Annotated in this window: 12 protein-coding genes; 4 read left to right on the plus strand and 8 right to left on the minus strand. The window is 63.1% G+C overall.

Annotated features, from left to right (window positions below; genetic code table 11):
- Positions 1-5: 5 nt before the first annotated feature.
- Together U5A52_RS39045 and U5A52_RS39050 are read right to left on the minus strand one after the other, a co-directional pair.
- The gene (locus U5A52_RS39045; RefSeq protein WP_321939502.1) at positions 6-1,157 is read right to left on the minus strand and encodes an efflux RND transporter periplasmic adaptor subunit; all 1,152 of its coding nucleotides are present in this window, start codon (positions 1,155-1,157) and stop codon (positions 6-8) included.
- A gap of 37 nt (positions 1,158-1,194) precedes the next feature.
- Entirely contained in the window at positions 1,195-2,769 is a 1,575-nt protein-coding gene (locus U5A52_RS39050; RefSeq protein WP_321939504.1) for an efflux transporter outer membrane subunit, read from the minus strand.
- Between the two features lie 144 nt (positions 2,770-2,913).
- Here U5A52_RS39050 and U5A52_RS39055 point away from each other — a divergent pair, with 144 nt between their 5' ends.
- Complete coding sequence (locus tag U5A52_RS39055) at positions 2,914-4,440, plus strand: FAD-dependent oxidoreductase (protein ID WP_321939506.1); 1,527 nt, start codon at positions 2,914-2,916, stop codon at positions 4,438-4,440.
- Positions 4,441-4,461: 21 nt separating this feature from the next.
- On the opposite strand, the gene U5A52_RS39060 is transcribed toward U5A52_RS39055, so the two are convergent.
- The 6 genes from U5A52_RS39060 to U5A52_RS39085 form a co-directional block, all read right to left on the minus strand.
- Entirely contained in the window at positions 4,462-4,806 is a 345-nt protein-coding gene (locus tag U5A52_RS39060; protein ID WP_321939508.1) for a hypothetical protein, read from the minus strand.
- Positions 4,807-4,823: 17 nt separating this feature from the next.
- Positions 4,824-5,165: a hypothetical protein gene (locus tag U5A52_RS39065; protein WP_321915201.1), complete on the minus strand. Its 342-nt coding sequence runs from the start codon at positions 5,163-5,165 to the stop codon at positions 4,824-4,826.
- A gap of 86 nt (positions 5,166-5,251) precedes the next feature.
- Complete coding sequence (locus U5A52_RS39070) at positions 5,252-5,656, minus strand: hypothetical protein (RefSeq protein WP_321939514.1); 405 nt, start codon at positions 5,654-5,656, stop codon at positions 5,252-5,254.
- A 384-nt stretch (positions 5,657-6,040) separates the two neighbouring features.
- Positions 6,041-6,733 carry a CBS domain-containing protein gene (locus U5A52_RS39075; RefSeq protein WP_321939516.1) on the minus strand — a complete coding sequence of 231 codons (693 nt, stop codon included), beginning with the start codon at positions 6,731-6,733 and terminating at the stop codon, positions 6,041-6,043.
- A gap of 205 nt (positions 6,734-6,938) precedes the next feature.
- A complete protein-coding gene (locus U5A52_RS39080) occupies positions 6,939-7,208 on the minus strand; it encodes a hypothetical protein (protein WP_321939518.1) in 270 nt (89 codons plus the stop codon).
- A gap of 355 nt (positions 7,209-7,563) precedes the next feature.
- Positions 7,564-8,364, minus strand: a complete 801-nt coding sequence (locus tag U5A52_RS39085; protein ID WP_321939520.1) for a helix-turn-helix transcriptional regulator — start codon at positions 8,362-8,364, stop codon at positions 7,564-7,566.
- A 249-nt stretch (positions 8,365-8,613) separates the two neighbouring features.
- Between U5A52_RS39085 and U5A52_RS39090 the strand changes: the two genes are divergently transcribed.
- From U5A52_RS39090 to U5A52_RS39100, 3 genes are all read left to right on the plus strand, one after another.
- Complete coding sequence (locus U5A52_RS39090) at positions 8,614-9,588, plus strand: LysR substrate-binding domain-containing protein (protein WP_321915209.1); 975 nt, start codon at positions 8,614-8,616, stop codon at positions 9,586-9,588.
- 100 nt (positions 9,589-9,688) lie between these two features.
- A complete protein-coding gene (locus U5A52_RS39095) occupies positions 9,689-10,747 on the plus strand; it encodes a proline racemase family protein (RefSeq protein ID WP_321939522.1) in 1,059 nt (352 codons plus the stop codon).
- Positions 10,748-10,758: 11 nt separating this feature from the next.
- Complete coding sequence (locus U5A52_RS39100) at positions 10,759-11,691, plus strand: ornithine cyclodeaminase (protein ID WP_321939524.1); 933 nt, start codon at positions 10,759-10,761, stop codon at positions 11,689-11,691.
- Positions 11,692-11,739: the final 48 nt, after the last annotated feature.

Genomic DNA, 11,739 nt, shown 5'->3' on the forward strand with positions numbered 1-11,739 from the left:
CTCTTCTATTGTTCCTGAGGCGTCGGGTTCGCGCTGTCCGCAGGCAGCACGCGGTTGTCGACCACGAGCGGCGTGCCGTTCTTCAGTTTCAACTGGCCGCTCGTCACGACCTGCGTGCCTTCGCTGATGCCCTTGAGAATCGCAACCTGGTCGCCACGCGTCGGCCCCGGCGTGACGAACACCTGTTGCGCGACGGGCATGATCTTGCCTTGCGCATTCTTTTGTTCGCCGGACTTCACGATGAACACGGTCGCGCCATATGGGTTATAGGTGATCGCCGTTTGCGGCAAGGTCAGATAGCGCTGCGCGCCGCCCGCGTCGATCTTCACGTTCGCGTACATGCCGGGCAACAGTTTGCGCTCGCGATTGTCGACGCTCGCCTCGATCTGGACGTTGCGCGTCGTGCTGTCCACACGCGGATTGATCGAGCGGATCTTGCCGTCGAACGTACGGTTGCCGAACGCATCCGTATTGACGACGATGGCCTGGCCAACCTGCAACTGGCCGAGTTGCTGCTGCGGCAGAAAGAAGTCGGCGTAGATCGGGTCGATGGCTTGCAGCGTGACGATGGCGTCTCCCGGATTGAGATACTGGCCGGGATTGACCGTCGTGATGCCCACGCGTCCCGCGAATGGCGCGCGAATCGTCTTCTTTTCGACGAGCGCGGCCTGTTGATCGACCTGGGCTCTTTTACTCTTGAGGTCCGCGGCGTCGGCGTCGAGTTGCGCCCTCGCAATCGCCTGAATGCCGAACTGCGCCTTGTCGCGGTTGTAGACCGTTTGCGCGAGGTCCGCGGCTGCTCGCAGCGACGCGAGCTGCGCGCGGTCCGAGTCGTCGTTCAGGCGCACGAGCACCTGGCCCGTCTTCACTTCCTGGCCCGAGTTGAACGCGATCTCGCGCACGAGCCCGGCCACTTCCGTCGTCACGTCAACGCCGCGCACCGCGCGCAGGCTACCCACGGCGGCAAGCTGCGGCTGCCATGTTTGATAGCTTGCGATAGCGGCCGTGACGGTGGCGGGCGGCGCGGCGTTGCTCACCATGAACTGCTTGATCATGTGCGCCCTGAACAGATTGAAGCCGACCAGCGCCGCGAGCAGTATGCCCACGCAGATCAGCATGAGGATCATCCGCTTTGCCATCGGTTTTTTCGTCGTCATCGTCATGTCCTGGCAAGGGCGGCCATTGCGCACCGTTTCATTTCGGCGCGGCCGGCGCGGGCTCGGCTGCCTGGCTCGTCGTGTCGTGCCACCAGCCGCCGCCGAGCGCCTGAAACAGCGCCGCCGTGTCCGCATAGCGCGCGGCCTGCGCCTGCGCGAGGTTCACGACGGTCTGCTGGTACTGACGCTGTGCGTCGAGCAGCGCCAGATAGCTGACTCCGCCAATGCGAAACTGGCCGCGCGTCAGGTCGAGCGAATCGCTGGCCGCGCGCCATGCCTGCGTCTGCGCGCTCAGGCCGGTTGCGTCGTGTTCGAGCGCGCGCAACGTGTCGGCGACGTTCTGGAATGCGAGCAGCACCGTTTGGCGGTATTGCGCGTCGGCTTCGTCAAATGCCGCTTCTGCCGCGCGCTTTTGCGCGCTCAACTGGCCGCCGTGAAAGATCGGCTGCGTGATGCCTGCACCGATGCTCCAGATCATGTCGGCGTACTTAAGAAGGCCCGCGGGTGTCAGCGCTTGCGGACCATAACTCGCGGAGAGCGTGAGCTGCGGGTACAGGTTCGCTGTCGCGACGCCGACCTGGGCGCTCGCCTGATGCAGCGTGGCGTCGGCGGCGAGAATGTCGGGGCGCTGCCGCACGAGCGAAGACGGCACGCTGACGGGTAAGGTTTGCGGCAACGTGAACATCGACATCCTGAACTCCGGCACGTCCGTATCGCTTGGCGGCTTGCCCGCCAGGACCGCGAGCTGGTGACGCGTCTGGTCGAGCGACTGACGCAACGGAGGCAAGGTCGCGCGTGTTTGCGCCACGAGCGTTTCCTGCGCAAGCACCGCGGTGCGGCTTATGCCACCCAGTTCGAGCTGCTGGCGCATGATGCGAAGCTGCGCGTCTTCGTCGTCGGCGATGCGCGCGGTCGCTTCGATCTGCTCGCGCAGCGAGGCTTCCTTGATGGCCGCCGTCACGATATTCGCGGTCAACGCGAGATACACCGCCTGCAACTGGAAGCCCTGGTAATCGACCTGGGAGCGCAGCGATTCGAGCTGGCGCCTGCCGCCTCCGAACACATCGAGGTTGTACGACACGTTCACCGAAGCGTTATAGAGGTTCAGCAGTTCCGTGAGCTGCGGCTCGCCGAACGTGACACCGCTGAACTTCTCGCGCGTCGCATTGGCCGTTGCATCGACGGACGGATACAGCGTAGTGCCGATTTGCGCACGAAGATTTTCGCCGGCCTGCCTGAGCGCCGCTTGCGCCGCGGCCACGTTGGGGCTGTTGGCGAGCGCTTCGCGGATCAGCGCGTCGAGCGGCTCGCAATGAAAGAGCGTCCACCACTGCGCGGGAATGTCCTGTGCGGCCACGAAATGTTGCGGGACACCCGAAGCGCCCGGCGCCGAGGCCGTTTGATTGGGCAGCGGCGTGGACGTGTAAGCGCCGGTGGCGGGCGGCGCGGGCGTATGGTAATTCGGGCCGACCGTGCAGCCGGACAAGGCGATCAGGACGGTGACCCATGCAGCACGCGTAACCGTCTCGCATGCTGCATTGCGGCGAGATGCACTGCGCGAATGCCAGTGCAGGCGGCTGCGACTGAAACCGTGGTTGACGTCGTCGATCATCGATCCACCTTGTTTCACTGCGTGGAAAACGAACGAAACGGCAGATGCAGAGCTTGAAATCATGCCACAGGTGGCGCGGGTCTGATCGACGTGGACTACCATGGGATCTACGCTCTTGCTGGCGGCGTGCCCACGGAGGTCGACATGAGCAGTGACGCATCGAATGAAAACGGTCCCGATCTGGCCCAAGGCGTGCCCATCGAATCTCTCGGTGAAGCGGGCATGTTGTCCGGACACGTCGGTAACGACGCCGTGCTGATTGCACGGCTCGGCAATGAATTCTTCGCGATCGACGCCGCCTGCACGCACTACCACGGCCCGCTCGCCGAAGGGTTGATCGTCGGGGAAACGGTACGGTGCCCATGGCATCACGCGTGTTTCAGCCTGCGCACGGGGGAAGCGGTGCGCGCGCCTGCGCTCAGCCCGGTCGCGTGCTGGTCTACGGAGATCCGTGGCGACAAGCTTGTCGTGCTGCACAAGAAAGCGCCGCCCGCACGTTCCGTGACCGCACCGGCCGATGCGCCACAGAAGATCGTGATCGTCGGCGCAGGGGCTGCAGGCTTTGCTGCCGCCGAGCGTCTGCGGCGCCTCGGCTACGCGGGCAGTCTCACGATGCTGAGCGACGACGACGCCCCGCCGGTGGACAGGCCAAACCTGTCCAAAGACTATCTGGCCGGCAGCGCGCCCGAGGACTGGCTGCCGCTTCGCGACGACGCTTTCTACGCCGATCAACGCATCGATCTGCGGCTGAACGCCGGCGTCACCCGCCTTCACGTCGCCGCGCAGGAAGTGGAACTCGCGGATGGAAGCAGGGTGCCCTACGACCGCCTGCTTTTGGCCACAGGAGCCGAAGCGGTCCGCTTGCCGATCCCCGGCATGGACTTGCCGCACGTGCATACCTTGCGCACATTGGCCGACAGCCGCGCCATCATCGCTCGCGCGGCGAACGCGCGGCGCGCGGTTGTCATCGGAGCCAGCTTCATCGGGCTCGAAGCGGCGGCGTCATTGCGCGCGCGTGGACTCGAGGTCCACGTCGTGGCGCCGGAGCAGCGTCCGATGGAACGTGTGCTGGGGCCGCAGATGGGTGAATTCGTGCAGCGGTTGCATGAAGAACACGGCGTCGTCTTCCACCTCGGGAACACCGCCAGCGCGATCGATGCGCAGCAGGTATCGCTCAAGGCGGGCGGCAACCTGGCGGCTGATCTGGTGGTGGTCGGCGTCGGCGTGCGGCCCAGACTGGCACTGGCCGAGCAAGCCGGCCTCGCGATTGACCGCGGCGTGGTGGTCGATGCCTGCCTGCAGACCAGCGTGCCTGGCGTGTTCGCTGCCGGCGACATCGCGCGTTGGCCCGATCCGCACAGTGGCACGGCAATTCGCGTGGAGCACTGGGTTGTCGCGCAGCGCCAGGGACAAACTGCGGCGATGAACCTGATTGGCGGACGCGAGACGTTCGACGCCGTACCGTTCTTCTGGAGCCAGCATTACGATGTCCCGATCAATTATCTCGGGCACGCCGAGAGCTGGGACGAGATCTCGGTTGATGGGGATATCGCAGGACGCGACTGCTTCCTGCGCTACAAGCGAGACGGACGCGTCGTCGCCGTGGCCTCTATCTATCGCGATGCAGAAAGTCTGCGGGCAGAAGTCGAAATGGAGCGCGACATGCGTTGACGGCGGAACGCATCGCACCGGTCACCGCCCGGTCAGACTCTTGAGGATTTTCCGAACGATGCGCTCGTGCCGCGCGAGCGCCTCTTCGAGTGTGCTCGCGCCATAGCTCTCGTTGTCGTCTCGCGCTTGCATTCCGGCGATACGCGTCACGAAGAGCGCGGGTTCCCCCTCCTTCGTGTCGGCCACACCGCGAAAGCGCGTCGTGACCGTCACGCCCGACTCTTCGAGCAACGTGCGGCGAAAGATCAGTTCGTTCTCCGCCATCCAGCGCGACCACTCGCTGCGGTCGAAAACCTCGAAAGGTCTGTTCTTTGCGTCGAGCACGTAGAAGCGTTCACCCTTGGGCGGGACAGTGCGGGTTCCCATCTATTTGGCATCGGCGACTAGTCGAGCTTCATGATGCCCATATGCATCGCGGTGTCCGCACACATGACAACCAGCTTGTCGTGCGAAACACCCTCGGTCAACCGATGATTGAGCACCTCGTCGAATGTCCCGGCGCACTGCGAGACCGCGCTCATCGCGTCTCCTTCCGTCCGGTTGTAGGCGCCAGCGAGCAGCCATCGCGCCCGGCATTTTGCGGCGTCTATCGTTTCCTGAACTGAAGCATCAGGGCCGGCTGCATGACATTCGGGAATTGCCACAGGCTGGAACGCTTGCGACAAGGTGGGGATGAGGAAGGCAGCGGCAACGATGTATCGACGGCACATGGCAGCTCCTTTCATGAGGATCTTCTTACCGCCGTTGATTCGCGACGATGAGTCAATCGACAATCTATCACTTCTGCCAGCGAGGGTGCGTGTGCCAGCCGTCACATCAGCGCCGACGCTTTCTGCCCGGCGCGGAGTCGATCAATCAGGTCGTTGGTGACCCGGCGAGCTGTCGATAAATCGCGCCGCAACCGTCCGAAGGCAACCATGGCCCATGGCGCGACAAATACGAATACAACGCATTCAAATCCGGTAAGCACGGCTGCAAGCGTCTGGTTTGCCTGCGTACTGCTATGCGGCAACCCGTGGCGGAGCCACATGAATGCCGGTTTGATCCCAACGTCGAAAGTCATCGCCAAAGCCAGGATCAACGCGACATGCAACGCCAGCTGCAGGTCGAGGAAAGCCGCCGTGTCGTCATTTTCCTGGTGAATGAGCACGATCATCCGGCCAGCGATCGCAAGCGTCATCAACACGAGCGCGCAAGAACAACTCCATTCGAACATATGATTTTATCGCCCCAGTTTTTCCGTTCCATCGCGCATGGCCAAGCGGATCGAAAACGAGAACGGCGTCCTGCACATCAGGTCTTTCAACCCGTTACGCAGGACGCCGTTGTCCAATGAGCCCGTTGGCGGGCGGTTCAGTATTCAGTCATGCTCAGTGCCATGGAGCGAATCGCCGTTGACACGCCCCGGCACAAGGCAACGCAAGGGCTGTGCCAGTCCTTATCGCCCGTTGCGGGCGTGATAGCGCTGCACGGCGGCGCAGCGCGGCACGGTTCTGGTGCGCAGCGGCACCGATCATGCGATCTGATGAGAACTTTCCCGAGCGCGCCGTTGCCTGGACTCCAGATGCTCATTCACATCAGGGCCGGTTCACCACACGGACTACAGCGCCGGAATCACGCTTGGAGACTCAAGATGGGACACCACGCGCTTGATACCCGGCACGCTCTCGGCCGCAATGCGGATGGCCCGCTTTTCTTCCATGGATTCGATCACCCCCCATAGATGCGCAACACCGTCCTTGACGCGCACGCCGTGTCTGGACAACCCCCAGCGCTGCCCGTGCATGGCCTCGACTATCGCGTTGCACAGGCTCGCATCGTCGCACGGAGCGGGTGCCACGACGGGAGCCGCCCGCGCGATTGCGCGAACCAGGTGCGCACGACTGACTTGTCCGATCAGCTTGCCGCCCCTCAGCACTGGCACGCTGTCGAGACGCCGACGCTCCAGAAGGTCCACGATTTGCTGGAGCGGCATATCCCCCGGAATCGAAATCACCGCTTCGCACATCACGTCGCCGACGACGCGCCCGTGCTCCTTCAGATACCTCGCGGCCTGAGCACGGGGGGACGACAACAGGAGTTCGTGCCACCACTTGCGCTTACTCTGGCAGGTGCCGTTCTCTACGCGATGTAGAAGATCGTGTTCGCCGACGATACCGACAACCTCTGCGTTCTCGTCGACGACCGGCATGCTGCCGATATGGTTGTCGACCAGCAGTGTTGCCGCTTCGTGGATCGTCATAGCCGGTGTGGCGGTAATGACGGACGCGGTCATGATGTCTCGTGCGCGCATGGTGGCTTCTCCTGCGTATTCGCGACGGGTCCTCATCGGGTGCTCCCTCGCGTGGCTTTGGCAGACCGCCCCGGGCCGATCGCCCGGTGCTGAGGCGCCTTGATTCCACAACCTGATTTCATTGCGGCCTTGCGCGCCGCTGGGTGGGCAAAGCCCCGCCTTTAACAGGCCTGCCCTGTTGTTGAGCGCGCCCGCGCCGACGGTGCTACCGGGCGTCTAGCGAGCAATAGAGGTCCGGAATGCAAAGGGCAATCGCGTTATCCAGTGCCGGCTGCGGAGCAAACGACATGTGCGATGGGCCGAAGCGCGGAAACGGCGTGTATCCCGAAGCATGGGGCGCCTGGGCGGAGTCATCGAGCCCGGAATCGAAATCGGCGTTACCGGTCGCGGCAATGCAGCACTGGAACCCGGCGGTGGCCATCGCCGTGAGCACGCAGTAAGCGAAAACAGTTGTGATCCGGCTCAGGTAGCTCATGTCGAGGCTCCTCAAAGACCAGTTCAAAAAAGGTACGCGTAACGGCAGATTGCTGTTCCGCCAAACGGTTAATTCGTGCCTCGCAAAACGCGACGCAAACGATACCCCTGACGCCTGCGGCGCCTCGGAGGGTACGGCCTTCAATGGTCTCCTGCTGCGCTGTCGCCAGCGGCACGTTCAAAGCGGGCACGCTGCAATACGACGGCATGGAGTCAATCGTAGAGGTTTCGCGAACACCCGAACATAACCTGAACAGGTGAGCGCGCGACCGGCTTCCAGCCAGTGCCGATCTCCTGTCCAGTCGGCTTCGGACAGGCTCGACATCGTTGCCCGCGGCACTACCGCCTGCGGTTCGCTATCTCAACTTGCCGAGCCACAGCGCGGTGAGGGTTGAGCGGCTTCCGACGTTGAATTTGGTGTAGATCGACTTGATATGAACATGCGTCGTGTTCGGGCTCTGGTCGAGCGTCTGCGCGATCTGCTTTTCCGTGAGTCCGTCGAGCAGCCCTAACAGCACCCTTCGCTCGGCCGACGTCAGGGGCGCTTCGGCAATAAGCAGGCCGTGGCTGAGCAGTTGCTGCCGGCAGTACCATCTCAGCCCATGCATCACGAAGCCGAGAAGCTCGAGTTCGGGCGCGGCGAAGCGAGGCGCCTGTACCTCGCGAAACACGAAGAGATGAATCCGCACGTCGTCGTTGAGGGCGCAACGCATCTGGATGCTGTCGCCGTGACCCACTTCGAGGTAGTGACGGCGGTAGTGCTCGCCTTCAAACCATTCGGCGGGCATCGCCTCGAAGAGCAGGTTGGCGAGGAATGGCTCGTTCCCCGACGCGGCCACGACATGTGACGAGTCGACCTTGCCGGACCAGAGCGTGTCGTACTGCTCCTGCACGGACGCGATCACCGCGGGTACCGGATGCAGAAGCCGAACCAGACGTGGACGCCAGCCGAACAGCGGGTCGTTTTGCGCGGGCGACGGCAATCGCACCACGACGGCCCAAAGCGCATTCTGTGCAGCGACCATCGCACAGAGCGTGTTTAGCAAGTGGGTCAGTGCGGCATCGCCATCGGCTGCGGAGAACCCGGCCAGCCGGTCCCAGAGTGCAAAGACGTCTTCCTGGACTGCAGGATTGGCGGAATTCGCGAATGGGTGCATGTCGTCCCCAGGAAGAATCGGCGGTTCACCGATCTTCGGCGATTTCGGCCTCGCCTGACAAGGAACTTCGAGCGCAAGCCCCGTTCGTTGGGCTCACCCACCGCACCGATCCGGCGCCGCTCCAGTGGCGCGATGGTTGTCTTGAACATTTCCCGTCGCGATATGAGAATGGCCGCGTTGTCTTATGCAGTCTCGGGCGGGTCCTTGCTTCGGACTCTATCGTGATCAACCAGGTCGGTCGACATCGTCATGGCATCTCAATTCGAAATGAGCGAAACCCTGGTCGGTGCGCTTTCGCTGCGGGCCATCAAATCGTTTCTCGCTGCTGCCAGATTCAGGAGTTTTACCGGGGCGGCCAATGCATTGAGCGTGACCCCCGCAGCCGTAAGCAAGCAGGTGCGGGAACTGGAGGACTACCTTGGGACGACGTTGTTTGTCCGCTCGGGCAGGACCGTCGCATTGACGGCCGACGGGGAGATGTTCAAGGATGCCGCCCAGCTTTCGCTGATCAATCTTCATCAAGCCGCCGAACGCCTGCGCAAGAAAATTCCCGCCAGGCAGACCCTGACCGTATGCTGTTCGCCCGCGTTTTCGGCGCTGTGGCTCCACAGGCGACTGCCCGAATTCCTTCAGGACGCTCCGGATATCGAACTCACCGTGCTGGCCACGCAGAATTTCGTCTCGATGGAAGCGGGCGTGCAGCCGGACGTGTACATCGCCAAGCTGGCCAGCGTGCGCGACGGATACGACAGCGAGCACCTGTTCGACGACGAGGTCTATCCCGTTTGCACGCCGCAGTACCTGCAGGGACACGGCCCGATCGAGGCGCCCGAAGGACTGCTCGACATGTCGCTGCTGGACCTCAGTGCCTACGGTCGATCGCAGATTTCCGAGCATATCGACTGGAAAGTCTGGCTGGCGCTGCATGACGTGTACACCAGCTGGTGTGCCGACATTCCGCGGCAGCTGTTCACCAGCAACGACTATCCGGCGATCGTCCAGTTGGCGCTCGCACATCAGGGCGTGGCGTTGGGCTGGCATCATCTCGTCGGACACCTGGTCGACAGCGGCGACCTGGTGCGTCCGCTGCCGCACAAGACGATCATGAGGAACCGCGGTCATTACCTCTCCGTGCGCAAAGACAAGGCGGACACCGGCGTGTGCGAACGATTCTGCCGGTGGATCAGGCAGCAGCTCACCCTGCCTTCTTCAACCAAAAGTTGAAGCAATGCCGGAGGAAATGTCGTTTTCGTTACCGGTGAAACGAGCCTAAATTTCTCTTCACGCCGCTCAGGAGTGGCGATACGGAAGAGGAAATCAGCTCATGGGTTTCAAGAGAAGCATCCACGCTGTGGAGACCCATTCGGGTATCCCGATGCGCGTCGTGACTGGCGGCATCCCCCATATTCCCGGCGACACCGTGCAGGCCAAGATGAAATGGCTCGAGGCCAATGACGACGGCCTGCGCAAGCTGCTGCTGCGCGAGCCGCGCGGTTATCCGGCCCACTGCTGCAACATCGTCGTGCCTCCCTGTCACCCGGAGGCGGATGCGGGTTACATCATCCTGGAACAAGTCGAGTACCCGATGATGTCGGGCGGCAACACCATCTCCGTGGCGACCGTACTGCTGGAAATGGGCATGCTTCCGATGCAGGAGCCGGTGACCGAATTGACACTGGAAGCGCCGGCCGGGCTGATCCGCATTACCGCAGAATGCCGGAACGGCAAGGTCACCAGCGTGAAGTTCACGAACGTACCGGCGTTCGCCGCGCATCTCGACGCCGTCGTCGACGTGCCGCACCTGGGCAAGGTGCGCGTGGATGTCGGCTGGGGCGGCATGTTCTATGCCATTGCCGACGTGCGGCAGTTTCCGGGGCTCGAACTCAAGCCCGAACATGGCAAGGAGATTGCGCGGGTCTGCGCCATGATCCGGCAGGCCGCCATCGAGCAATTACCGGTTGCGCATCCCGACTATCCAGGGGTTGGCATCACGATTTCCCAGCTCTCGGGGCCCACCGACGACCCGCGGGCCGACTGGAAGAACGTGGTCACGATGCCCACCGGCCCGCTCTCATGGGACGATCCCGCCACCTGGACCGGCGCGATCGACCGCTGCCCCTGCGGCACCGGCACCTGCGCCAAGATGGCGGTGCTGCACGCCAAGGGCGAATTGCCGTTGCACCAGGACTTCCGGCACCAGGGCGTTCTCGGTACGGTGTTCACTGGCCGCCTGGAGCAAACGACCCGGATCGGCAAGCAGGCGGCCGTGGTGCCGACACTGGCCGGCACCAGCTGGATCCATGGCATCCACACCATCGTGCTGGATCATGACGACCCCTTTCCCGAAGGCTACACCCTTGGGGATATCTGGCCGAAACAGTAGGAACGCTAGCCATGCAGACGATATCCGCGCAGCAGATCCAGTCCGTACTGGACTGGTGCGGCATTCTGGAGGCGTTGCGCCAAGGGCATTCCGGACCCCGGCCCATCGGCGACGGTTATTTCATTGGAGACGCGAGCTTTGGCCTGTTCAGCCGCGGCGTGATCCTGCCGGGCAAGGGTGCCGGGGTCAAAATCGCCTCGATCCATCCGGCCAACGGCGCTGCGGATCCTCCCCTACCGACGGAGCAGGCTGCGTTTCTGGTTTTGGACGAGCGTACCAAGGGGCTCGTCGCCATGCTGGACGGCCCCGAAATCACGCGCTGGAAGACGGCGGCCGATTCCGCCCTGGCGGCGCGATGGTTGAGCCGCGAGCACAGCGAGGTCTTGCTGGTCCTGGGCGCGGGTCCGGTTGCACGGTCCTTGACTGACGCTTACCTGCACATCCGGCCATCGATCCGCGACGTATTGTTGTGGAATCGCACGCCGTCGAAGCTGGAAGCGGCACGCCTCGCGCTCGAAGCGAGACACCTCCGGGTACGGATTGTCGAGGACCTCGATGCCGCGGTCGCCAGCGCAGACATCATCGTGGCCGCCACCAGCGCAACCACGCCCATGATTCGGGGCAAGTGCGTTCGTCCCGGTACCCATGTGGATCTGGTAGGCGGATACCGGCCCGACATGCAAGAGGCCGATTGCGATGTATTCCGGGGTGCCCGGATCTTCGTGGACGACCGCCAGAATGCTGCCGAATCGGGCGACATCCAGATCCCTATGCGAGCGGGCGTGATTGCGGAGGGCGACATCGAAGCGGATCTGTTCGATCTGTGCAGGATGCACGCATTCCGTCGCTCGCCCGGAGATCGGACGGTTTACAAGAATGCCGGCGGCGCGCACCTGGACCTGATCGTCAGTCAGTATGTTGTCGAGCAATTGAAAGCACGCTAACGGCGCCCGGTGTCGTATCAGAGCGCTTTACTGGATAGCCACCGGTTT

It is taken from the genome of Paraburkholderia sp. J8-2, from assembly GCF_905220195.1.
Taxonomy (GTDB): Bacteria; Pseudomonadota; Gammaproteobacteria; order Burkholderiales; family Burkholderiaceae; genus Paraburkholderia.